29 protein-coding genes are annotated in these 20,250 nt (G+C 71.5%); all 29 read right to left on the bottom strand.

The window, feature by feature from the left end:
* Window positions 1–44: 44 nt before the first annotated feature.
* The 29 genes from ACFWN1_RS05810 to ACFWN1_RS05670 all read right to left on the bottom strand — a co-directional run bounded on the left by ACFWN1_RS05810 (window position 45) and on the right by ACFWN1_RS05670 (window position 20,244).
* Entirely contained in the window at window positions 45–851 is an 807-nt protein-coding gene (locus ACFWN1_RS05810) for an HK97 family phage prohead protease (protein ID WP_384358595.1), read from the bottom strand.
* Window positions 848–2,026 carry a phage portal protein gene (locus ACFWN1_RS05805; RefSeq protein ID WP_384358593.1) on the bottom strand — a complete coding sequence of 393 codons (1,179 nt, stop codon included), beginning with the start codon at window positions 2,024–2,026 and terminating at the stop codon, window positions 848–850. The genes ACFWN1_RS05810 and ACFWN1_RS05805 overlap by 4 nt, the downstream gene beginning before the upstream one ends.
* Window positions 2,023–2,196, bottom strand: a complete 174-nt coding sequence (locus tag ACFWN1_RS05800; protein WP_384358591.1) for a hypothetical protein — start codon at window positions 2,194–2,196, stop codon at window positions 2,023–2,025. Before ACFWN1_RS05800 ends, ACFWN1_RS05805 begins: the two co-directional genes overlap by 4 nt.
* Window positions 2,197–2,206: 10 nt before the next feature.
* On the bottom strand, window positions 2,207–3,769 hold the full coding sequence (locus ACFWN1_RS05795) for a terminase large subunit domain-containing protein (RefSeq protein ID WP_384358589.1): 1,563 nt from the start codon (window positions 3,767–3,769) through the stop codon (window positions 2,207–2,209).
* A complete protein-coding gene (locus tag ACFWN1_RS05790) occupies window positions 3,732–4,007 on the bottom strand; it encodes a hypothetical protein (RefSeq protein ID WP_384358587.1) in 276 nt (91 codons plus the stop codon). Before ACFWN1_RS05790 ends, ACFWN1_RS05795 begins: the two co-directional genes overlap by 38 nt.
* Before the next feature lie 372 nt (window positions 4,008–4,379).
* Entirely contained in the window at window positions 4,380–4,673 is a 294-nt protein-coding gene (locus ACFWN1_RS05785) for an HNH endonuclease (protein WP_384358585.1), read from the bottom strand.
* A complete protein-coding gene (locus ACFWN1_RS05780) occupies window positions 4,663–4,824 on the bottom strand; it encodes a hypothetical protein (protein ID WP_384358583.1) in 162 nt (53 codons plus the stop codon). Before ACFWN1_RS05780 ends, ACFWN1_RS05785 begins: the two co-directional genes overlap by 11 nt.
* 100 nt (window positions 4,825–4,924) lie before the next feature.
* Entirely contained in the window at window positions 4,925–5,125 is a 201-nt protein-coding gene (locus tag ACFWN1_RS05775) for a hypothetical protein (protein ID WP_384358581.1), read from the bottom strand.
* 179 nt (window positions 5,126–5,304) lie between these two features.
* On the bottom strand, window positions 5,305–7,428 hold the full coding sequence (locus ACFWN1_RS05770; RefSeq protein ID WP_384358579.1) for an FtsK/SpoIIIE domain-containing protein: 2,124 nt from the start codon (window positions 7,426–7,428) through the stop codon (window positions 5,305–5,307).
* A gap of 88 nt (window positions 7,429–7,516) precedes the next feature.
* On the bottom strand, window positions 7,517–7,705 hold the full coding sequence (locus tag ACFWN1_RS05765; protein ID WP_384358577.1) for a hypothetical protein: 189 nt from the start codon (window positions 7,703–7,705) through the stop codon (window positions 7,517–7,519).
* A gap of 2 nt (window positions 7,706–7,707) precedes the next feature.
* Entirely contained in the window at window positions 7,708–7,932 is a 225-nt protein-coding gene (locus tag ACFWN1_RS05760) for a hypothetical protein (protein ID WP_384358575.1), read from the bottom strand.
* A 112-nt stretch (window positions 7,933–8,044) separates the two neighbouring features.
* The gene (locus tag ACFWN1_RS05755; RefSeq protein WP_384358573.1) at window positions 8,045–8,371 is read right to left on the bottom strand and encodes a hypothetical protein; all 327 of its coding nucleotides are present in this window, start codon (window positions 8,369–8,371) and stop codon (window positions 8,045–8,047) included.
* On the bottom strand, window positions 8,368–8,541 hold the full coding sequence (locus ACFWN1_RS05750; RefSeq protein ID WP_384358571.1) for a hypothetical protein: 174 nt from the start codon (window positions 8,539–8,541) through the stop codon (window positions 8,368–8,370). The genes ACFWN1_RS05755 and ACFWN1_RS05750 overlap by 4 nt, the downstream gene beginning before the upstream one ends.
* A complete protein-coding gene (locus ACFWN1_RS05745; protein WP_384358569.1) occupies window positions 8,538–9,713 on the bottom strand; it encodes a helix-turn-helix domain-containing protein in 1,176 nt (391 codons plus the stop codon). The genes ACFWN1_RS05750 and ACFWN1_RS05745 overlap by 4 nt, the downstream gene beginning before the upstream one ends.
* A complete protein-coding gene (locus ACFWN1_RS05740; RefSeq protein ID WP_384358567.1) occupies window positions 9,710–10,003 on the bottom strand; it encodes a hypothetical protein in 294 nt (97 codons plus the stop codon). Before ACFWN1_RS05740 ends, ACFWN1_RS05745 begins: the two co-directional genes overlap by 4 nt.
* A complete protein-coding gene (locus tag ACFWN1_RS05735) occupies window positions 10,000–10,236 on the bottom strand; it encodes a hypothetical protein (protein WP_384358565.1) in 237 nt (78 codons plus the stop codon). Before ACFWN1_RS05735 ends, ACFWN1_RS05740 begins: the two co-directional genes overlap by 4 nt.
* 667 nt (window positions 10,237–10,903) lie before the next feature.
* Window positions 10,904–11,527 carry a hypothetical protein gene (locus tag ACFWN1_RS05730; protein WP_384358563.1) on the bottom strand — a complete coding sequence of 208 codons (624 nt, stop codon included), beginning with the start codon at window positions 11,525–11,527 and terminating at the stop codon, window positions 10,904–10,906.
* Between the two features lie 79 nt (window positions 11,528–11,606).
* Window positions 11,607–12,092: a hypothetical protein gene (locus ACFWN1_RS05725; RefSeq protein ID WP_384358561.1), complete on the bottom strand. Its 486-nt coding sequence runs from the start codon at window positions 12,090–12,092 to the stop codon at window positions 11,607–11,609.
* Window positions 12,093–12,172: 80 nt separating this feature from the next.
* Complete coding sequence (locus ACFWN1_RS05720; RefSeq protein ID WP_384358559.1) at window positions 12,173–12,361, bottom strand: hypothetical protein; 189 nt, start codon at window positions 12,359–12,361, stop codon at window positions 12,173–12,175.
* Window positions 12,361–13,131: a hypothetical protein gene (locus ACFWN1_RS05715; protein WP_384358557.1), complete on the bottom strand. Its 771-nt coding sequence runs from the start codon at window positions 13,129–13,131 to the stop codon at window positions 12,361–12,363. The genes ACFWN1_RS05720 and ACFWN1_RS05715 overlap by 1 nt, the downstream gene beginning before the upstream one ends.
* Window positions 13,128–13,496 carry a hypothetical protein gene (locus tag ACFWN1_RS05710; RefSeq protein ID WP_384358555.1) on the bottom strand — a complete coding sequence of 123 codons (369 nt, stop codon included), beginning with the start codon at window positions 13,494–13,496 and terminating at the stop codon, window positions 13,128–13,130. Before ACFWN1_RS05710 ends, ACFWN1_RS05715 begins: the two co-directional genes overlap by 4 nt.
* Window positions 13,493–13,774 carry a hypothetical protein gene (locus tag ACFWN1_RS05705; RefSeq protein ID WP_384358553.1) on the bottom strand — a complete coding sequence of 94 codons (282 nt, stop codon included), beginning with the start codon at window positions 13,772–13,774 and terminating at the stop codon, window positions 13,493–13,495. Before ACFWN1_RS05705 ends, ACFWN1_RS05710 begins: the two co-directional genes overlap by 4 nt.
* Window positions 13,771–13,953 (bottom strand): hypothetical protein, encoded by a 183-nt coding sequence (locus tag ACFWN1_RS05700; protein ID WP_384358551.1) that lies wholly within the window; start codon window positions 13,951–13,953, stop codon window positions 13,771–13,773. The genes ACFWN1_RS05705 and ACFWN1_RS05700 overlap by 4 nt, the downstream gene beginning before the upstream one ends.
* Window positions 13,950–14,474 carry a hypothetical protein gene (locus tag ACFWN1_RS05695; RefSeq protein ID WP_384358549.1) on the bottom strand — a complete coding sequence of 175 codons (525 nt, stop codon included), beginning with the start codon at window positions 14,472–14,474 and terminating at the stop codon, window positions 13,950–13,952. Before ACFWN1_RS05695 ends, ACFWN1_RS05700 begins: the two co-directional genes overlap by 4 nt.
* Before the next feature lie 116 nt (window positions 14,475–14,590).
* Window positions 14,591–16,198, bottom strand: coding sequence for a DEAD/DEAH box helicase (locus tag ACFWN1_RS05690; protein ID WP_384358547.1), 1,608 nt, complete (start codon window positions 16,196–16,198; stop codon window positions 14,591–14,593).
* A 326-nt stretch (window positions 16,199–16,524) separates the two neighbouring features.
* Entirely contained in the window at window positions 16,525–19,374 is a 2,850-nt protein-coding gene (locus ACFWN1_RS05685; RefSeq protein ID WP_384358545.1) for a DUF927 domain-containing protein, read from the bottom strand.
* A complete protein-coding gene (locus tag ACFWN1_RS05680; protein WP_384358543.1) occupies window positions 19,371–19,610 on the bottom strand; it encodes a hypothetical protein in 240 nt (79 codons plus the stop codon). The genes ACFWN1_RS05685 and ACFWN1_RS05680 overlap by 4 nt, the downstream gene beginning before the upstream one ends.
* Window positions 19,607–20,020, bottom strand: coding sequence for a hypothetical protein (locus ACFWN1_RS05675; protein ID WP_384358541.1), 414 nt, complete (start codon window positions 20,018–20,020; stop codon window positions 19,607–19,609). Before ACFWN1_RS05675 ends, ACFWN1_RS05680 begins: the two co-directional genes overlap by 4 nt.
* Window positions 20,017–20,244: a DNA-binding protein gene (locus ACFWN1_RS05670; RefSeq protein ID WP_384358539.1), complete on the bottom strand. Its 228-nt coding sequence runs from the start codon at window positions 20,242–20,244 to the stop codon at window positions 20,017–20,019. The genes ACFWN1_RS05675 and ACFWN1_RS05670 overlap by 4 nt, the downstream gene beginning before the upstream one ends.
* Window positions 20,245–20,250: the final 6 nt, after the last annotated feature.

Below are 20,250 nucleotides of genomic sequence, written 5' to 3'. Positions count from 1 at the left end.
AGCTTCCGGGCGTCTGCCGGACAGCGCGCTGTGTCTGGGAAAGCTCAGCTCTCGCCGTTGTCGACCAGGAGCTGAGTGCGGAGCATGGAGATCGACCGGCCGGAACGGGCCGGAGCCGGGGGCTCCAGCCGTGCGGGCGCCGGCGTCTGCGGCGCGGGCGCGGTCGACAGGTCGGAGCGCTGGGCGAGACGGGAGTACGCCTCCCGTGCCACCAGCGCGGGCAGGTTCGGGATCAGGTCGAGGAACTCGCCGGAGCGGGCGGCGACCGTGGTGTGGGGGTTCGCGCCGTAGGTGACCGGACCGACGTCGCCGCGCTCGAGGTCGAACTCGGTGATGCGGTACTCGGTGTAGTCCGGGGACCACTGGCCTGAGGTGATCCGGAACATGAACGACTGCTCGCGCACGTCCTGGTCCTCGATGGCCTGGACGAGGAGCTGCACGTCGGACCGCTTGGGGTTCAGCCAGGCGCGCTGTCCGAGGCCGTGGTCGTCGGCCCACAGCTCCAGCCGTGTGTTGCGGGTGGAGGCCATCGGGGTGCCCGCGTGGTTGAACCGGAACACGACCTCGGGGTCCGCGCCGAGCGTCCTGTCGGCGGCGCCCTGGGCGACGATCTCCGTGTAGGGGCCGAACATGTCCCACATCTCGTAGCCCTGCTCGAAGGCACTCGCGTAGCCCTCGACCTGGTACCAGTCCATGCCGTCATCGCGGGTCACCTTCTTCGCGCGCAGCTGCGAGGTGAACCGGATCTCGGGGGACTCGGGCCGGTCGCGGGGCACGGCCATCGCGGTGGAGCCCGCCGCGCCGGCGCGGGCCTGGGCAGCCTGCTGCCGCAGGATCGCCATGCTGGTCATGAGGGGGTCCCTCCTGGTTGCGGGGTCGCGGTGGTGGGCGCCGGGCTGGTGCCCTTGCCGAAGAGCCGGTCGAACTCGGCCTTCTGGTCCTCGGTCAGCGGCGGCTGGTCGTAGAACGCGCGAGCCTCCGAGGGGGTGAGTGTCCGGGAGTCGATGCGGGTCTTCAGCACCGACGCCTGGGTCTGCGGGTCCATCGCCAGCAGCGCGTTGCGGTTGAGCTTCACGAACCTGGGCCGGGAGGAGAGACGGCTCAGCGCCTGCTCCCGGCGGGACACGGCCGGCCCCAGCGACATGACGAGGAACTGCAAGTTCCTCTGGGTCATGTTGGCGTAGGTCACCGAACTGCCGGACACGGCAGCGTCGATGAGGTCGGAGGGGCAGTCGAAGAACCGGGCGATGTCGCCGATGCCGAACTGCTTCGCGGAGATCCAGTCCACGCCCGCCTGCTCGGCCTGGATCATGTCGTACTCCCAGTCGTTGCCGGTGACGAACAGATCCCGGTTCATCACGGCTGCCTTGAAACGCTGCTTCGCTCCGTCGGCCTGATCGGGCGTGAGCGTCTTGGACGTGTTCTTCAGGTGCGCCGAGGGGATGGCGCCGTTGCGGAACCAGTCCATGGCGAACTGCTGGATCGACAGGTACTCGCTGATCGACCACGCGGCATACGCCACCGGCGACAGCCCGACCGGCAGGCCCGGCACCGTGTACTGCTTCTCGTGCCAGACCTCGTCCGGCTCGAAGAGGGTCCCCGCGATGCGGTACTGCTTCTTGCCCTTGCGCACCCGCACCGACACGTCGCTGCTCGGGACCAGCTCGATGCGGGCCGGTAGGTTCAATCCGTCGCGGGCGGTGATCAGACCGACGGAGTTGCCGGACCGGTCGAGGTCGAATTGCGAGCTGTACAGCCACTCCGGCATCTCCACCTCGTCACCGCCCGGTGTGACGAGGACCGCGGGCTTGGGCACCTCGACCTGGATGCCGTTCACCTTGCGGTACAGGTCCACCGGCATGGTGGAGATGAGGTTGGCGCGCAGGCGCAGGCAGGCCCACACCGCAGAGTGGCGCAGCGCCGTCTCGTTGGTGACCGCCGTGGCCCCACCGCCGATGCCAGGCCGGGGCGGGATGCCCTGCTCCGGGATCGGGCCGGTCACCTCCCGTCGGCGGAACAGGCTCACGTCCTACCGCCCTTCACCGAACGGCCTGCCAGCCAGGACCCGGACAGCACCACCAGGCCGCTCACCGCGAGCGCCGCCCAGCCCAGCCACCGGTACGCCCCTGCGCCCGCGCCGCCCGCGAGCAGCAGGAGCCCGGCGGCATCAAGCACGGTCGTCGTCCGCTCGTGCACGGCCCCTCCTTCAGTAGATCGAGTCAAGGGGGTCGTAGTCCTCCAGGACGTGCGGCCCCCGGATGAGCAGCGCCCACCGGGCGAACACGGCCGCGCACAGCGGGCTGATCTCCGTCAGCGAGCTGGTGCGGTCCAGCGTCCAGGCGTCACCGTTGCGGCGCGTGCGGGCACCGTTCACGGCCGCCGTGAACGGCACCTGGTCCAGGTGCACGACCGCGCCCTGGTTCAGGGCGTCCGCGAACTGGCCGCACGCCTCGGTGATGTCACCCGACCGCATCACCGCGAGGTCCCCGCGCTGCGGTTCGTCCTTGTCCTCGGGTACGTCGATCCCGGCCGCGATCAGGTCGGCGATCAGCGACCCCGCTGGGGCGCCGGCGGAAGCGACCGCCACGGCCACCGGGCTCCACAGCTTGTGCAGCTTCGCCACAGCGGGCACCAGCCAGTCCGTACCGGGCCGGTGCGCCACGACCTCCAGGTGCACCTTGCCGTCGGCCCGCAGTGACGCCGCGGCGATCGCAGCCCGCTGCCTGTCCTGCGACACGTCCAGCGCCAGCGCGACGCTGGACGGCACCGGCCTGCTGGCCGCATCGACCAGGCCCGGCCATGCCGCCTTGGGCACGTTCGGGTCAGAGGGCGGAGTCGGCTTCCGGGTGCGGTTCAGATAGGCGCGGTCGAACTCGGCCGGCGCCATCTTCTCCAGCTCGGCCTGGATGACCTCCTCGGTCACCGTGTAGCCGAGCGCGGGCAGCGTCGCCCGCCACGTCGCCGGGTCCGCCCGGTCCATGTCCTCCGGGGCGTACCACTCGAAGTAGCAGGCCCGCGGGCGTACCGCCGCCGCGTCCTCGGCGAGCGCCTTGAACAGGGCCTCGATCAGCTCCCGGCCCTTCTCCCGCTTCTTGTTCAGCCACACGCTCTTGGTGGTACCGCCGGCCGACGCCCACCACAGCTGTGCCATGGCCCGGGTCAGCATCGCCGGGGAGAACGCCTGCTCCAGCCGGTCGTCCTCATGCGCGAACGCCTCGTCAATGAAGCCCAGGTCCAGCGGCGGCCCGTGGCCGGCCTTCTCGGTGTTCGCCGTGATGCCCATCCGCGAGCGCTTGCCGGGGAACAGGATCGCCTCGTTGCCGTTGCTCTTCCGGATGCGGGCGTACTTGGCCAGGTCGGAGCTGGAGATCTTCTCCCAGAACTCGTCCTCCCAGCGCTGCCGGGCCATGCCCCTCGTCTGGGCGGCGTACACGATGTTCTGCCGGGGCCAGGCCATCGCCCGGTGCACCTGCGCGCCCAGCGTGAGTTCGGTCTTGCCCTGCTGCCGGGAGACGGACAGCCCGACCTCGCGGTGCGCGAACTTGCCGGTGACCGGGTCCAGCTCCAGGGCGACGTCGGACACGTACTTCTGCCAGGGCATCGGCGGGGCGCCGAGCTTGGTCATGACCTTCCACAGCTTCGGCCCGAGCGAGGGCCGGTCCGGGTGGCGAGGAGTGCCCCAGCGCGGAGGACAGGTCAGGCCGTACCGGTCGAACAGATCCTCGGCGAAGCTACTCGGGGGAGCCCAGGTCTCCGAGGTCGTCGTCATCGTCCGGCGCCCGTCCCTCCAGGATCTGGGCGAGCGTCTGCCGCAGCTCGCGGGCCAACTGGGGGAGCAGCCGGTCATCCTGGGCGACCGGCTCACCGCAGTTCTCGCACTCACCGGTCCGTGCGGCGTCGATGCGGCCGGCCAGCGCGAAGGCCAGCTCGGTCAGCGACGGCTCGACGCCGACCAGGTCTCCGAGCTGCTCGATGTCGCTCCGCACGGCATCCTCGACGGCGCCCATGCCGACCCCCCTTCCATGATCATCCGGCTGTCATTGGCCCGGGGGGAGAAAAATAAAAGCTGGGCGCGGGGTTGCGATATGTCCGATTTCTAAAAAGTCCGGCCGTCTGTCAGACCTAGCTCGGCCTCCAAGCGCCTGACCTGCGACGGGCTGAGCACCTCGACCCACTTGCGGCCCTCGGCCGTCCACCACGTGCGGCATCCGGGGCAGGTCCATACGCGCGGCGCCTGCCAGCGCCAGCGGCGCCACGGGCGGGCACAGCTCGGAGTGCAGGCGATCATGTCCCAGTCCGTGAGCGCGTCGACCAGGCTGGCGGCCACGGTGTCCCCGTCGCTCCTCGCTAGCGGGCCGAGGTGCACCATGGCGCTCTCCCTACGGTCCGGCGAACCAGTCGACGCTCGTCACGAGCTGGACGACGTCGGCGAGCGGCCGGTCGCCCTTCTCGCTGTTGCACTTGCGCAGGCACACCGGGCAGCCGGCCACGCCGTGGATGGGCGCGAGATTCGCGGGGTCCAGCCGTGCGCCGCCCTTGCTGACCGGTATGACGTGGTCGATGGCGTCGGCGCTGGCGTGGCCGCAGACGACGCACACGTCCGTCTCGGCGAGGAGCCGGGCGCGCATCTGCCGGTACTCGTAGCTGGTCAGCTCGCTCCGGTCAGTGGCCATCGCACCAGATGGGCAGTACGGGCAGGAGGTCGCATACCTGCTTGAGGCAGATGCCTTGGCCCTCGCTGACGATGTGGACGTGCTTGCCCTGCCTGGCGAGGAGGTGGGCGGCTTCGGCGGCGCTCCGGGGCGCCTGGACCTTGGCGGGCATGATGCCTCCGGGCATGACGAAGGCCCCGCCGGGTGGGCGGGGCCTCGGTGTCTGTGGGCACAGTTGTACACCGGGATCGTGACACGTCGCTGACCTGCGGTCAAGCGGCAGCGCGTGTCTGGCGCTTGAGCACCAGCGCGGTGACGTCGGCGGCGGGGTACCAGGGTTGCCGCTCGGTGCCGCCGGAGCGGGTGAGCTGGCCGCGGCGGACGAGCTGCCGGACGCCGGCCAGGCTGATGCCGAGGGCGCCTGCGGTCTGGTGGGCCGTGAGGTGGCCGGGCCGGATGATCTGCGACTCCATGGCCCCATGATGCCCGCAGTGAGTGACCTTGTGGCACCTGCGCGGGCGCCCGATCCGAAGGTCATCCGGCGCACACTCTGCCTCGACTCACTGCCTCACTTGTGCGCTGTTTCTGCTGGTCAAGGACAGTGGGGTGGGGCAGTGATCTCCGGAGTGGAAAGTCACTGCCCACTGCCGCATCACTGAGCCTCTGCTAGCTCCGTCGCCCGCCGCTCCAGCGCGCGTTCGACGCTCTCCAGCCGGACGACGGGGTAGCCGTCGAGGGTGCCGGGCTCCTCGCCGTACTCGGCGAGCAGTGCCTTGAGGCGGGCGCCGGTCCAGTGCTCGTACACGGCGTGATCGCGGGCCTTGAGCCGGTGCAGGATCTCGGTGGTGCGGACCCTGCGGTCCCGGCCGACGACGGCGGCGAGGTCGGCGAGGTGGTCGATGGGCTTGGCGACTTCGAGCTGGTGAACGGTGGCGACGTTGTTGCGGCGGGCCTTGGCCCGGTCGGTGAGGGTGACGGCGTCCTCGCCGCTGATGAAGTGGGTGCGGACGGTGACGGACGCCTGCCCGGCCTCCATGGGGATTCCTTCACCGGCGACGACGAACGTGCCCTTGTCGAGGCCGCGGCGCAGTTTGTGCGGGGCGGCGCCGGCGTCGACGGGGGCTTCGCCGAGGGCCATCTTGGCCTGGGACTCGGTGCCGAGGGCAAGGGAGCCGCGGATGTGGTTGCCCTCGCGGGACCGCTTGGGCAGGTTCTCGTCGGTGGGGTCCTGGGTGCCTTCCCAGATGGTGACGTTGACGGCGCGGCCCTGGTCGTGGATGCGCTTGACGGCCATGAAGTAGCGGCTGGTGGACCTGGAGCCGCCGTAGGGCCGGTTCTCCTCGTCCTTGGCGCCGCAGCCGTAGGCGACCTGGGCTTCGTCCACGATGAGAACGACGGGGCGGAAGCGGGGGTCGGTGCGGGCCATCTCGCGGGTGACGCCGTCGGTGGCACCGGACTGCTCCAGCAGGGCGATGCGCTTCTGCATCTCGTCCACGCCCCACTCGACCATGTCGACGGCCTGGGCTACGTGGTCGTCGGTGGGTCCCTGGATGAGGACCTGGGCGAGGCCGTCGAAGGGCCGCCAGTCACCGACGCCCTTGAGGTCGGCGATGTAGAAGTCGACGGTGTCATCGAGGGCGAGCCAGAGGGCGATGGCGCGCAGACCTGCGGTCTTGCCCTGGTTGGACAGGCCGGTGAGCAGCATGTGGCGCTGCATGACGGAGACGCCGACGGCGTCGCCTCGCAGGTTCTGTCCCCACGGTGCGCTGCCGGTGTAGTAGTCGGCGGTGGCGTCCTCGTCCAGCATCAGCGGGGACGGGCCGATGGGCTCGTCCAGGGCGCCGGAGTCGGCGATCCACAGCCGGACGGTGCGCGGCGCCGGGGGGATGGTGATGAACACTTCGTGCTCGTGCCGGTTGAGGTTCTCGGCGAGCTTGCGTCGCTTGGCCTGCACTTCTTCGGTGGAGACGCCGGAGGGCAGGGTGACGTCGACCTCGACACCGCATCCGGCGATCTTGATGCCGGACAGCATGGCGGCGCCGACGTCGCCCATGCCTTCGATGGCCTTGCGGAGGGCGGAGATGCCGAGGTCGCGGAAGGCGACGACGACGCTGGAGGGGGTGATGGCGTCGCCGAAGGTGCGGGCGTTGGCGGGGAGCGCCCACTGGGGTGCGGTGTGGCGGTGCCGGCCAACAGCCCAGCAGGCGGCGAGCCCGATCCAGGGGGCGGCGGCGAGGAACGGCCCCCAGACGACGCCCGCGATGAACGCGACGGTGCGCACCAGGTCCACGACGGTTTTGGTGGGCGTGAAGACGTCGTGGACGTCGCCGGTGCCCCAGGCGAGCAGCAGGCCGAGGAGGAGGAGGATGCCGCCGCCTGCGACGGCGCCGGAGGCGATGGCCTTGGGCGCGTTGAGGGCGAGCTGGAGGAGGTCCATGCGCCGCTTGTGCCGGGCGGCCTGGAACTGGGCGGACCTGGCCTCCCACTCCTTGACCTCTTCGAGGAGGCCGGCGGCTTCGGCGGCGCGGATCATGCGCTCGTAGCGGGAGCTGGTGCGGGAGTCCCAGGTGCGGCGTCCGAGGGTGCGGACGCCGCCGAGGGTGTAGGAGGCGTGGCGGACGGTGAGGCGTCCCGCGGTGCGAACGCGGTCGTCCTGGAGGGCGGCGCGGGCGATGCGCTGGTAGCGGGCGCGGCGCCGTTCGGGGTGGGCGGAGGACGGCGGGGACGCGGGGGTGTCCTGGGTGTCCTCTGTCGGTTTGATCAGGCTGAGGGTCATGCTGTGCGTCTCCGGTTGCTCGTCTGGGTGCCGGGGGCACGGGACGGCCGGCAGTCCTTGGCCGGGTGACGGCCGCCCCGTGGCGTGGCTACTTCTTGCGGCGGGCCTTGGCCGTGCGGTCCTCGGCCTCGGCCTGGATGCGGTCGGCGCGGGCTTCCAGCCGGGCGGTGGGCTTGCCCTTGGCCTGGCGGCGGGTGATGCGGACGCCGAGGCCGACCATGCGGGCCGTCTCCCCCAGCGTGTAGGGGGCGAGCTGGGCGAACGGGTCGCTGGCCATGGTCAGCGCTCCCAGGGGAAGCGCAGGGCCGCGCGTGCCGTCTGCTCGGCCTGCTCGGCCTTGCGGATCTCCGCTCGGACGGCGGCCTGCTCGGCGCCGCGGTCCTGGTTGACGGCGGGGTCCACGCTGTAGCGTTCCTTGCTGCGGGCGGCGTCCAGGTCCCGCCTGGCCTCGCGCCACGCGGTGTGCTTCTGCTCGTAGTCGCCGGTGCTGTTGGACTGGCCCATGACGGGCTCCTCTCGGTTCAGTGAATGACGATGTACAGGCTGGTCAGGGTGAGGGTGAGGCCGAGCAGGACCAGGACGCGGACCGTGGTCCTGCCGGGCGGCCGGCGCCGGGTCACTTGCGGCGGCCGGCCTGCATGTCCTGCAAGATGGAGCGCAGGACGAGCAGGCAGACGGTGGCGCAGACCGCGCCGACCGCGACGGCGACCGCGAGGAGCGCGGCGGCCATGGCGAGGGCGGTGAGGGCGACGGCTCCGCCGATGCCGGCGGCGACGTACAGGCCGACGGGCCGGGCGGCGGGGCGCGGGGCGGGCAGGGCGGTCTGCTGCTGGGCGGCCGCGGTCTTGGCCAGCTCGACCGCAGCGAGCGCGAGCTGTACGGCGGCCGTGTTCTCGGACGCCTCAGTGACGGCGGCCTCGGCCTTGTTGAGGGCGTCGCTCATGCCGTCCACCCCCGCACCTGGCGGCCGAGCGCGGGCCGGACGGCGAGGCCGGCGACGAACGCGATGACGGCGGGCTGGGCGAGGTGGGCCAGGGCGGTGGCGGCGAGCGGCAGCGCGGGCGTCCACAGCAGCAGCACGGCGAACAGGGAGCCGAAGAGGATGGCCTTCATGCTGGGACTCCAACCTGGAAGTCGGGGAGCTGGTCGGGGTGGAAGAAGTTGCGTCCGGCGGCGTCCTTGGAGTGGACGGGGATGCGTCCGGCGGCGACCCAGTTGCGGACCGAGGACGGCTTGAGGCCGTAGTGGTCGGCTACGTCGGCGGTGGTCATGAGGGGCGGCTCGGGCGGGGGTGCGTCCGGGTCGTCCTCGCTGTCCTCGGCCGCGTCCTCGGTGTCTGCCTCCGGCTCGGGCGCCGGGGCCGGGCGGGCGACGATCGGCAGCAGCCGGGCACCTGGAGGGACGGGCCGTGGAAACGGCGGGACGCTCGCGGACGGGGGCGCGTCCTCGGTGTCCTGGGTGTCCTCGGGAGTGTCCTGCCACGGGGAGGCGAGGTCGATGGTGGCGAGCGCGGCGGAGTGCCGGCGGGCGGCGAGCAGGTCCAGGAGCTTGGTCCGCTGCTCCTCGCTCGCGCCGGCCTGTGCCTTGCCGACGGCGACGGAAAGGCGGCGGGCGGTGCGGGCCCGGCCGCGCTGCTCCGGGCCCATGTCAGCGAGCTTGGCGGCGAGGTCGACGGCCTTCACGGTCCATCGGTCGCGGGTGATCTGTTCGGCGGTGCGGTCGCGGACGGCGAGCCCGAGCCGAGACAGCAGACGCTCCCGCAGCTCGCGAGCCAGCAGGGCGGGCAGGGAGTTGGTGAGGGCGCCGGGCTGGCGGTGCCGGAGTTCGATGCCCATGGCGAGGTGCCAGAGCAGCGCGGCCATGACGGGGCCGACGACCGCACGGACCGTGCCGCCGACGATGCCGGACTCGGAGTAGGCCGGGATGACCTGCACGCCGGTGATGAACCAGACGAGGAGGCCGGGCGTGCCGGGGGCTCCGCGTTCACGGAGGTTCTGCCGGGCCATGAGAGCGCAGGCGAACAAGCCCAGCTCGGCGGCGAGGAACAGGGCGGAGCGCTCGCCGTGGGAGGTCATCCCGAGGCGGTGTGCGGCGAACCGCCAGGAGGTGTCGCCGGAGTAGGCGGTGCAGGCGATGGCGCCGACCGAGGCCACGACCACAGCGGCCGGGGTGCGACCGACGGCACGGCGGCCGGCGCGGGCCAGCAGCAGGGTGACGACCAGGGCCAGGGCGACGGCTCCGGCGGCCGGTGCGGGGTGGGCCTGGGCCCAGGTGAGCGCGTTCACTGGCCCTCACCTCGCGCGAGGGCCCGCACCTCGGTGAGGTGCTGCTCGGGCGTCCGGTAGCGGACCGGGAGGCCAGCGTGACGGCGCAGGTAGCCGGCCTCCCATGCCAGGTCGTCGCTGCTCCCGTCGAGCAGGTCGCGGATGGCGAGCTGCACACGGTGGGTCCGCGTGTCCACCTCGGACTTGAACTTGATCAGGTCGCCCAGGGTGGCGGCCGGTTCGGGCAGTGTGAGCACCTCGCTGATGGCGGCGAGGAAGTCACGGACCGGGTCGGTCAGGTTGGCGCTCACCGGGTCACCGCCGCGGTGCCGTAGAGGCTGGGCGTGCGGTGGGTCTGGCCGGTGCGGGCGGGGGTGGCGTCCGCGTAGTCCCGCTGGCAGGCCCGGTGCAGCTGCGCGAGCCGGTGCTGCTGGGCGGCGGCCGCGTTGGCCGGGGTGCGGCGGATGATGCCCGCAGCGATGAGCCTGCGGGTCGGGTGGGTGACCTGCGCGCTCTTGGGCGCGCTAAGGTTCCGCTGGGTCATGAGGCTGTACTCCTCTTGATCAAGTGGTGGTCCCCGGCGGCCGGTAGGGTCGGCTTGCCGGGGGCTGCCCGCTTTCCGGGCTATTCGGTTGTGGTCGGGGTCCGACCTGGGCGTAGGGTGCCCGTGCCGTACCGAAGGATGGATCTTCGTACTGCGCTGGAGTCGAGACCGAGATCCTCGGCGACCGCCTCTCTGGTCTTCAGCTCGCGTACTCCGTCTTCGAGCGCTGCCGCTCGCCTTCGGGCACTGTCTGAGATCAGGTTCAGCAGTCGCTTCTGCTCACGGTCTTCGGCCGCAACTCGCTCGCGCCAATCGGTTGATGGCACGTCACATACCTTAGCGTGACACTAGTGCCACGGGCAAGGGGTTCGGGCTGTTCGCTCCGACACCCGCCGCTTACCCGCTCGTTGGGCAGTGATCAGCTCACCGACCAAGGGGTGCCACGTGCCGCTGACCGCCGAGCAGTGCCCGAGATGCGCCGGCCCGCTGGCCGCCTTCGCGGGGGATACGGGCGCGGTGTCCCGGGTGTGCGAGCTGCGGATCTGCGGACCCTGCGGGGTGGATGAGGCGGTCCGCCGGCACCTCGGCCTGCCAGCGGTCCGCTCCTTCACCCGTCCGTTCCTCGACTCGCTGCTCACGTGGGCCGACGCAGCCGGGGCCCGCCTCGTCACGCGACTTCTTCCGGCTGGTAGTGCCGGAGCAGCAGCAGATCGGTCTCGGTCCGGTACTCCGTCGAGCACCAGCGGCAGCGCACCGGCTCGCCGGGCAGGCGCTTGAGCACGGCGTCGCACACGGTGCCCTGGTCGTCCACGGTGGCCACGCAGTAGCCGAGCCGCTGCACGCGGGGCTCGGGGTCGCCCACGACCGAGCGTGCCTGCGTGTAGAGCGTCCACACCTCGCGGGCGAGGTCGCCGGCGGCGAGGTAGTTCCCGGCGATCCAGTCCAGCTCGCGCACCAGCCATGCGCAGTCGGCGTCCAGGCGGGCGGCGGGCGCCCCCTTCCGGTGCGGCCAGCGCACGCGGCGGATGTCCGTGCGCCAGGAGCTGATGACCTCGGTGGCCCGCCCCCAGTTGACCGTGTCGAGCACGTCCTCGTTGATCGGGGACCGGGGGCCGGCGGCTGCGCGGGTGGCGACGAGGTCGCCCCATCCGGTCTGCCGGGGGACGAGGTACTCGCCGACTTCGGCGTACAGGGCGGGGAGCGCGGCGAGCTGCTCGCCGAGCCGGTCACGGTGGCGGGTGCACAGGTACCGGCTACCGGTCTCGCTGTCGCACAGCTCGCAGGTGCTCACGATCGTTCTCCATCGGTGTGGGACTGTGGGGGCTGGCCGGCCGCCCGCGGTGAGATCGCGGGCGGCCAGAGTCGTACGCTCAGGCGGTGGAGCGCGTGGGGTCGTTGGCGCGGGCGGCTTCGGCTCGCCAGTCCTCGCAGTCGCAGAACACGGACTGCTTCGGGTGGGTGATGCAGCCGCGGCGATAGCGGTCGACTGCGCCGACGAGGGTGGGGTGCGCGGGCCGGATGAGACCAACGCTTCCGGTGGCCCCGGGGTGGCCGTTCCAGGTTCCGAACGACTCGAAGCCGCGGTCGCGCAGCTCCCCGGCGAGGGCGGGCAGCTCGTCAGGGCGGAGCGGGTTGGCCGGGACCTGGAGAGGTCCGTCGTCGATCCAGTCGACCTTGGTAACGGCCACGGAGACGACGGGCAGGGCGCGCGTGCCCTCCGGGATGAAGCCGTACCAACGGTTCGCCTCGGGCAGGTGGAGCACGATGCCGAGGTGGTGCTGGTGGCAGTCGCCGGGCTGGACAGTGTCGAAGAGCCAGCCGAGGCCGGTGTCCAGGAGGGTGGCGAGCGTGGTCATGCTTGTGCCTTTCGTGTCGGGCGGTGTGGGACTGTGGGGCTGGCCCGGCCGCCCGCGCTCCCTGCGGGCGGCCGGTGCTGCTACTGGGTGGGCTGCTGTTCGCGGGTGCGGCGCCATCCGGCCTCGACTTCGGCGCGGCACCAGTCGCCCTGGCTGTTCTTGTGCCAGCGGGTGTGACGGGTGGACCCGTCGCCGTGACGGGGGTTGACGAGGGCCACGGCCCGACCGCACTTGGGGCAGTCGCCGTACCAGGTCCAGGGGGAGGCCATCAGCGCTCCTTCGCGGCGGTGGGCTGCGCGGTGCCGTCGAGGGTGGCGGTCAGCTCGGCAATGTCGGCGCCGACCGTCTTGCCCCACGGACCGTGGTCGCTCTCGTCCAGAACGTCCTGGAAGCCTGCGGCGTGCGCAGCGAGGCGGCGGCCGATGACGCGCACCCGCTCGATGACGGTCTCGGCGCCCTCCAGGCGGCGGAGCGCTCCGGGGAGGGCGTCACGGCCGAAGGTCGCCCGCCACTGCCCCACCTCGGCCTCGGCCTCCTTCAGCCAGCGCTGGTAGGTCTCCCGGTCGGCGACGAGCCGGAGGGTGCCGTCGTGGTGAGCCTGCGCTCGCTCTCGGGCGGACTGCCACGCCGCGCGGTAGCGGTCACGCTCGGCCTCGGCGCGCTGCCGGGCCTCGTGTGGGGTGAGCACACCAGGCCCGTGCCGCTGCACGACCAGCGTGTACGTCTCGGGGGACTCGGCGATCTTCACGTCGAACTCCAGGCGGGTCTCGCTGTAGTTCGGGGCGTCACCGAGGAGGGCGCTGGCGGCGGCCACGTAGGCGGCGGCGAAGTCCCGGCCGGCCGCCAGGTCCATCTGCCAGTTGCCCGCACGGAAGTCGGCCCACTTGATGCCGAGCTGCTCCTCCTGCTTGCGCACCCAGCGTTCCCGCGCCTCCTCGTTGCGGCCGCCCAGTTCCTCGCCCAGGGCGACGAGTTCGGCGTACAGCGCGTCCAGGGCGTCGTCGGTGATGGTGTCGGCGGTGTACCGCTGCTCGGTCATCGGTTGGTGTCCTTCCGGGTGCAGTGACGGGTGTCGTGGTCGGTGCCGCCGGTGTGCCAGGCGGTCAGGCAGCAGGAGGCGTGTAGGTCCAGCCAGCCGCGCGCGTACACGTCGGCGAGCTGCTGGTCGTCGGCGAGCGCGCGGGCGCGGGCGCGGGCGGCACGCTCGGCGCGCACCGCGACCGTCCGGGCCTGCCGGGCGGCGAGGGTCTCCCGGCGGGCGGCGGTCAGCAGCAGGGCGGCCGTGCAGCACAAGGCGGCCGCATACCCGTGCGCACCGTGCTGGACGGAGGTGTAGGCGAGGGCGGTGAGGAAGACGGCGCCGGCCACGTAGGCCGGGCGGAGGCCGGGGAACGGGGCGGTCACCGGGACACCGCCGGGGTGGCGGCCGCGGCGAGGCAGGCGGCGACGATGACGACGGTGGGGGTGCTGCCGGGGAACTCGATGACGGTGCCGTTGGGCAGGTCGAGGCCGGAGTCGTCGGCGTCGTTGACCACGACCCAGACGGCGCCGGACGGGTGGCGGAGGGCTCCGGACGTCGGGTCGGTCGTCCAGTGGGCGGCTTCGAGGGCTTCGCCGACGTCGAGGCGTCCGTTCCAGCCGCCGGGCTCGGGGGTGTTGATGACGAGGTGCAGCTTGGTCACAGGTAGCTCCCGGTGAGGTGGACGGTGCGGATACGGGTGGTGTGGCGGCGGGCCAGGCCCTGCCCCCACATGTCCGGCCAGTAGCGGGCCCCGGCCGGGCGGGCGTGCTCGTAGGCAGCGCCCGGCCGGACACCAGCGGGCAGGAAATGGCCGGCCGTACAGCGCGGGCGGGCGGTCACTCGGGCGTCCCGAAGATCTGCGCATACAGGGCGTCCACGCGCTTCTCCCGCTCGCGCTCCAGTGCCCGGCCGGCCCGCCGTAGCCCCCCCGCCCACGCCTGGATGACCTTCGAGCGGGCTCGGGCGTGGGCCCGGTCGGCCTGGTCGGCGTGATGGCCCGGCATCACGCAGTGGTCGCGCCCACAGGACGGCCGCGCCTGCCCTTTAGCGGGGCGGCCGTTGGCGATGCGGTAGGCGATCGAGCAGGCCGTCAGGTTTCTGCCACCGTGGCGCATGGCCGGAGTCCGGCCGACGTGGAAACCCGTCCACTCCATGTGACCGTCGTCCGTCGGTTTGACGCGGCGCCAGAACAGGTCTTCCGCGCTGGCGTACGCCTTCGGGCCGGGCTTGGCCTTCGGTAGCCTGAGGGCCGCACGGGCCGGGGCCACGGCTGCCGCTCGGTCGACGCCGAGTTGACGGGCGATGGCGCTGTCGGAGAGGCCGGCGTACAGCAGCTCGGCGATGTCTGCCCGAACCTTCATGAGCGCACCGCCTGGTTGCCGCAGCTGACTGAACGAAGAGCCGAACGGTCGGTCATAGATTCCTCCGTGATGTGATGGGCGGGCGGTCCGGGCCTGATAGCGACAGGCCCGGACCGTCAGGCAGTGGTGATGAGCTGGCCCAGGACCCGGCTGACGCGGTCCTGGTCGATGAGGTCGGCGACATCGCCGGAGCTGGCGCCGCGCGGCACCGCGATACCGAGGCGGCGGCAGAGACCCACCTGCTTCGGGCTGGGCTGGCCGGCCCGCCAGCGGGACGCCTTGGAGACAAACGCCCCTGACCCGCCGAGCACCTTGGCCTGCTGCTCCAGCCAGGCGAGTGCGTCCGGCAGCGGCCGTGCGGTGTCGTCGCGCGGCGGCTGGACGCCAGCCCCGTCCGTCCAGCGGCGCATCCGGTACAGGCGGGTCTCGGCGTCCCGGACCAGGAACAGAAACGCCTGCGGGGTGAGGCGGATGAACCAGGTCCCGGCGGTCGTCCTGAGCCACCGGATCTGGCTGGAGCCGAACAACGAGATCTCCTCGACCTCGACCCGCGCGGCGAGCTGGCGGCGCTCCTCGGCGGCCGTGGCCTCCTCAGCAACCTCGCGCAGGCTCCGGCCCTTGGTCTCCTCGCCGATCTCGCGCTCGGTCAGGTCGACCATGCTGGCGAGCTTGTGCCGGGTTGACGCGCCCAGGACGTCGAGCACCAGGGCGTCCGCCTTACCCGGCGCCGGCCGAAGCGCGCGGCCGACCATCTGCACGTACAGGCCAGGCGACTTGGTAGGCCGAGCGATGACGGCGCAGGACGTGTGGGGGGCGTCGAACCCCTCGGTGAGCACCATGCAGTTGGTGAGAACCTGGACCTCACCGGCGGTGTACCGGGCGAGCGTCGCCTTGCGTTCATCACGGCCCATGTCGCCCCAGACCGGCGCCGCCGTGATGCCGACCCGCTGGAGCGCGTCCGCAGCGGCCTGCGCGGTTGCCACGGTCGGGGTGAAGACGACACCGGGCCGGTTGGCCGCGTGCTCCAGGTACGCCTTGGCGATGGCGTCCAGCGCGCCAGACTCCTCCAGCGCCTTGCCGAGCTGGCCGTCCATAAGGTCGCCGCCCCGGGTCTTCACCTTGTTCAGGTCCAGGGTGTCGACCGTGACGCGCTTGCCGCGGACGTCGCACAGGTAGCCGTCGCTGATCATGTCGAGGATGTCCAGGCGGAAGACGACGTCCTGCCAGACCTCGGCGAGGCCGCCGTCTGTGCGGGTCATGGTGGCGGTGAAGCCCGCGACCGGGACGCCGTCCCAGGCTCCGAAGTGCCTGAGCACATCCATATACGTGCGGGCGGCGGCGTGGTGGCACTCGTCCACGATGATCAGGCCGATGTCCCGGATGGCCTCGCGCCGGCGGGCCACGGCCAGGGTCTGGACGCTGGCCACGATCACGTCGGCGTCGGCGTGGTCGTCACGGGCGGCCTTGACGATGCCCACGCGGAGCATGGGGTCGACCGCCAAGAGCTTGGAAGCGGCCTGCTCGATCAGCTCCTCCCGGTGAGCGATCACCAGGACGCGGTGTCCGCCGAGGCTGTCGAGCATCTGGTGGGCCAGGTGGGAGAAGACGACCGTCTTGCCGGCGCCGGTGGGGAGGACGACGGCCAAGCGGTTGCGGCCGTCGGCCCACCCCTTGCGCAGCGCCTCGATGGCGTCGAGCTGGTACGGGCGGGGGGTGAAGGACATGGGTCACCTCAATTCGGTGGAAGGGGGAGAGGAGCGGTACGCACTGCGTACCGGCTGCGTACCGGCTACGTACCGGGCACAAAGCGGCTCTGAGCTGCTCTTATGTCTCTCTCTAGAGACAGTGGTACGCAGGTACGCAGAAACAGACAGGGGTCGATGCGTGTGCGCACGCCCGCACGCACACGCACATGCGCACACACCTGAGGGGTGCCATTTCCGGGCGACTGCGTACCACCCCGAAAGAGGCATCCGGAACTCCTTTGACCTGCGGAGACTCGGGCGGCTGGGTGGTACGCAGTCGGTGCGTACCACCACGGTGGCGGCCGTCATGACAGCTCGTCCTCATCGCCGAAGCTGAGGCCCTTGGGCGTGAAGGCGAGACACTTCGCGCGGACACCGTCGAAGCGCCGGGGCACGAGGTGCGCAGGCCGTTGGCTCTTCAGCGTCTTCAGGTACTCGGAGTCGACCCAGCTACCGACCACGGCGTCGAGGGAGTACCCGGCGTCGGCGAGGATCTTCCGTACCCGCTCGGGGAGGAGCGCGACCTCAGTGACGCCGTCCTTGGTGGACAGGACGCCGAGCCAACCGGAGTACGGGGGCTTCTCGTTCAGGACCGCGCGAGTCGCGCTGAACAGCTCGTGCGCGTGCCCCGCCACGTACTCCCGCAGGACGTCCAGCGCCATATCGGGCCGGTTGTCGGTCGGGTTGTGGGCGGTGAACAGACCGCGCCACACGTCGTGCGCGAGCGGCTCGTACGGTAGGAGACCGGTGCGGCAGGCGAGCGTCTCGGCGAGGACCAGAGCGGCGACCATGGGGGCCCGACGGTTCGTCATGTCGCCGCTGCCACGGAACTCGTCCACCAGCGTGCGGTGGTGCTCCTTCAGCTTCTCCCGGCCGTTCGGCTGGGCGAGGCCGCTGAGGATGTACTGGATGAACTCCGGTCCCGCGTGACCGTGGTTGGCCAGGACGCCCTCGCGGGCGGCAGCCGCCGTAGGCCCGCCTCCCTCACCGAACGGAGCGATGGTCGTCCCGAGGATGCGGGCCGCCGCGCCCTGGCTGGTAGTGAAGGAGAGCGCCGGCCGCTCACCGGACGACAGGAGGATGGTCTCCCAGGGCAGCATGTTGCCGAAGGCGCCGCCGGACCTGGCCTTCCCGTGGTTCATCGGGAGCTGGTACAGCACCTCGTCAATCAGGGTGTCGTCCGTGACGGCCATGGTCTCGTCAAAGACGGTCAGGATGCCGCGCACCAGGTTCAGGCGCTTCTCGATCGCGTACAGCGTGGTGCGCCAGTTGGACATCGCCGAGGCGTGCTCGGAGGGGTCGGCCCATACGCTGAGCGCGCACTGAAGAGCGGTCGTTTTACCCTTAGTGGACCGGCTGGAGATGTCCAGCGTGAACGAGTTCAGGCCCAGAGGCTTCAGCAGGGGCGCGGCCAGGGCGGCCGCCACGGCCACGCGAGGCACGGGGTAGCTGGCCAGATGCGCGACGGTGTCCCGCCAGCCGTCCAGGGTCCCCTTCCTGGCGTGCGCACGGGCCGGACCGCGCTGCTCCTCGAACGGAACGTCGACCTTGATGCCGTCCTCAGGAGACGAGACGAAGGTGCCGTCGTCCTGCCACCCCAGCCAGCGCGCCAGTTGCTCCGACGGAATGCGTCCGAAGTTGGCGGCCTCGAACTCGGCTAGCCACTTCTCCACGGCCCGCGCGTCGCCCTCGACCGCGGGCAGGCCGGCCGAGCCCAGCGTCTCGATCAGCTTCCGCCCGCGCTTCGCGGTCTCGCGGCTGACGATGCGGGAGATGCGGCGTGGCCGCCCCAGGCTGCGATCGATCCAGGACAGTTCGACGTACTGGTCACCCTCGGGGTCCTCGAAAGTGGCGCTGATGACCAGCGGGGCGAAGGTGACACGCAGCCAGTTCTCCCCGCTGGTGCTGAGCACCTGAACCCCCCGGCTGGTGACCCGGTAGTCGTACGGGGTGCGCACCGTGGCGGGGAGGTCGAACTTGGCGGCGTAGTCGTAGCCCTCCCGGTCGCCCGTGTCGGCCTGCTCCGCCGCCTCGGCCTGGTCGTCTTCGGCGGGCACCTCGCCGGGGCCCGGCTGCCCGGGGGCAGACGCGGGGCGAGGGGCCCCGACCGGCGCCAGGTGGCGGCTGCCGTAGTTCTGACGGGCCAGTTCCTTGGCCGCCGCCTTGTGGTCGCCGCCGTGGTCGAGCAGGGCATAGGCACCGAACTTGCTGTACGGAACCTCGGGTGTGAACTCGCTGCCGGTGGCGAAGACGAACAGGCGGTCGTGCTCGTCTCGGCCGGTGGTGGCCTTCACGCCGCCGACACCGTCGGCCCACCCCCAGTACGTCTCAGTGCCGCGGATGGTGAGCGGCCGGAAGACTCCACGGAGGATGTCCTCCCAGGACGCGCGGGCCTCGAAGTCGTCGCCCGGCCTCAGACTTCCGTCCTGCCGGGGCACAGCAGGACGGGGTGCCGCCTTCGCGGGCTCGGGCCGTGGCAGCCTGTCGAGCATCCGGCAGACGTCCCGGATCGACGCCATGGTCTCGGCGTCCAGGACGGGAATACTCGCCGGGCCGCCGGCGAGGCGGACGTACGGGCGCCCGGAAGCGTGCACTGTGCCGCCGGACGGTTCGACCAGCCCGTACCCGCCCTCGCCGCGAGTCTCGATCAGGACCCGGACGATGCGCGTGCCCGGCTTCTCCCGAAGCCGCTGCCGCTCCTCGTCGGTGTACTCGTCTTCACGGGCGAGGCGGCTGGCGAGCTTCGTATTACCAGGGACATCGGCGCCCTCGACACGGACGCGATAGTGCCGGCCGCCGGACGGTGACTCGGTGGCCCAGCCTCCGAGTACGGCAGCCCAGGGCTCTCCCAGCCCAGAGCCATCCATGATCTCGGTGACAGCGTCCAGCAGCCCCTCGCGGATGGCCAGACCCTCGAACTCCAGCATTTCCACCGCACCCGAGACGGCACCGTAGACCACAGCGATTCCGTGGGGGCGGTCGCCGCTGAACCACTGGTCGTGGTCCTCGGCGGTCGAGCGTTCGAGCTTGTACGGCGTCCAACTGCGGACGTCTGGCGCCTTGCTGCCGTCGGCCTTGATGGACAGCACGCACAGGCCAGCGTCATCCAGCTCGCGGGCTGCGGCCCGGAGATCGGAGGTCTGTGAGTCGGTCAAGAGGTGCTCCCGTGGTGCTGCGCGAAGTGGCGTTCAGAGACGCCGGAGATCCAGGAGGCGAGGCCCGCCACGCCTCGGCGGATACGCCTGATCCCGTCGTCGGGGTCAGGGATCTGGTCGGCGATGTGCACTGGGCCTTCACGGGGGTGCGGGCAGCCGAGGCGCAGGCAGTCGTAGCGGGCCCGCCGGCCGACGAGGTCGACTACCAGCTCGCCATCGACCCGCTGGCCGGTCACTCGCCCGCTCCGCCCTGCGCGGCGGCCTGCCACCGGCGCTCTCCCTGGATCGCCTCGTCGCGCTCGGTGATGTGCTCGCGGAGCTGGAGGAGCGTGGTAGTGACCTTCTGACCTGCGGGAATGATGGCGATGCCCGCGCCGCCGGTGACCCAGATGACGGTCACGGAGGAGGGCTGGTCGTCCGGTTCTGCGCGCGTCTCGTGCAGGGTGATGCGGTACTGCCGGGCGAGGTGGCGCAGGGTCTCGCGGCCGAACATGTCCATGGCCCAGGCGAGTACGGCGGCCGGGTGGCTGGTGGTTCGCACGATGTTGGCGAGTGCTTCCAAGCACTCGCCAAGGTCGGGGCCGGAGAGGAGCCGGGCGGCCTCGATGTCGGCGAGGACACCTGCGGTTGTGAGGGGCTCGGTCATGACCCGCCCCCCGCCGGGCTGATCTCCGAGAGGCGGAGGAACTTCAGCAGGTCGGCCTTGCGGACCCGCTTCGCGCGGCCGAACTCGATGACCTCGACAGGGAAGGTGCCGTCGTTGATCAGTTTGTAGCCGGTCCCCTCAGAAATGTTCATCGCGGCGAACGCCTGCTTGACACCGGGCATCGCGGGCAGGGCGAGGACCTGCTCCGGGGTGAGTGCGGGCATGGGCGC

The sequence above is a fragment of the Streptomyces sp. NPDC058459 genome, assembly GCF_042721685.1.
GTDB lineage: Bacteria > Actinomycetota > Actinomycetes > Streptomycetales > Streptomycetaceae > Streptomyces.
Note: the sequence above shows the minus strand (reverse complement) of the source record. Positions and strands in the feature narration are given on the sequence as shown.

Bases quoted from the DNA above. Each gene is read 5' to 3' on its own strand.
- ACFWN1_RS05770 (WP_384358579.1), bottom strand. From the start codon at position 7,428: ATGACCCTCAGCCTGATCAAACCGACAGAGGACACCCAGGACACCCCC.
- ACFWN1_RS05735 (WP_384358565.1), bottom strand. From the start codon at position 10,236: ATGACCCAGCGGAACCTTAGCGCGCCCAAGAGCGCGCAGGTCACCCAC.
- ACFWN1_RS05715 (WP_384358557.1), bottom strand. From the start codon at position 13,131: ATGACCGAGCAGCGGTACACCGCCGACACCATCACCGACGACGCCCTG.
- ACFWN1_RS05670 (WP_384358539.1), bottom strand. From the start codon at position 20,244: ATGCCCGCACTCACCCCGGAGCAGGTCCTCGCCCTGCCCGCGATGCCC.
- ACFWN1_RS05760 (WP_384358575.1), bottom strand. From the start codon at position 7,932: ATGGGCCAGTCCAACAGCACCGGCGACTACGAGCAGAAGCACACCGCG.
- ACFWN1_RS05810 (WP_384358595.1), bottom strand. From the start codon at position 851: ATGACCAGCATGGCGATCCTGCGGCAGCAGGCTGCCCAGGCCCGCGCC.
- ACFWN1_RS05755 (WP_384358573.1), bottom strand. From the start codon at position 8,371: ATGAGCGACGCCCTCAACAAGGCCGAGGCCGCCGTCACTGAGGCGTCC.
- ACFWN1_RS05720 (WP_384358559.1), bottom strand. From the start codon at position 12,361: ATGGCCTCCCCCTGGACCTGGTACGGCGACTGCCCCAAGTGCGGTCGG.
- ACFWN1_RS05725 (WP_384358561.1), bottom strand. From the start codon at position 12,092: ATGACCACGCTCGCCACCCTCCTGGACACCGGCCTCGGCTGGCTCTTC.
- ACFWN1_RS05775 (WP_384358581.1), bottom strand. From the start codon at position 5,125: ATGGAGTCGCAGATCATCCGGCCCGGCCACCTCACGGCCCACCAGACC.
- ACFWN1_RS05780 (WP_384358583.1), bottom strand. From the start codon at position 4,824: ATGCCCGCCAAGGTCCAGGCGCCCCGGAGCGCCGCCGAAGCCGCCCAC.
- ACFWN1_RS05695 (WP_384358549.1), bottom strand. From the start codon at position 14,474: ATGAAGGTTCGGGCAGACATCGCCGAGCTGCTGTACGCCGGCCTCTCC.
- ACFWN1_RS05795 (WP_384358589.1), bottom strand. From the start codon at position 3,769: ATGACGACGACCTCGGAGACCTGGGCTCCCCCGAGTAGCTTCGCCGAG.
- ACFWN1_RS05765 (WP_384358577.1), bottom strand. From the start codon at position 7,705: ATGGCCAGCGACCCGTTCGCCCAGCTCGCCCCCTACACGCTGGGGGAG.
- ACFWN1_RS05750 (WP_384358571.1), bottom strand. From the start codon at position 8,541: ATGAAGGCCATCCTCTTCGGCTCCCTGTTCGCCGTGCTGCTGCTGTGG.
- ACFWN1_RS05790 (WP_384358587.1), bottom strand. From the start codon at position 4,007: ATGGGCGCCGTCGAGGATGCCGTGCGGAGCGACATCGAGCAGCTCGGA.
- ACFWN1_RS05690 (WP_384358547.1), bottom strand. From the start codon at position 16,198: ATGTCCTTCACCCCCCGCCCGTACCAGCTCGACGCCATCGAGGCGCTG.
- ACFWN1_RS05785 (WP_384358585.1), bottom strand. From the start codon at position 4,673: ATGGCCACTGACCGGAGCGAGCTGACCAGCTACGAGTACCGGCAGATG.
- ACFWN1_RS05675 (WP_384358541.1), bottom strand. From the start codon at position 20,020: ATGACCGAGCCCCTCACAACCGCAGGTGTCCTCGCCGACATCGAGGCC.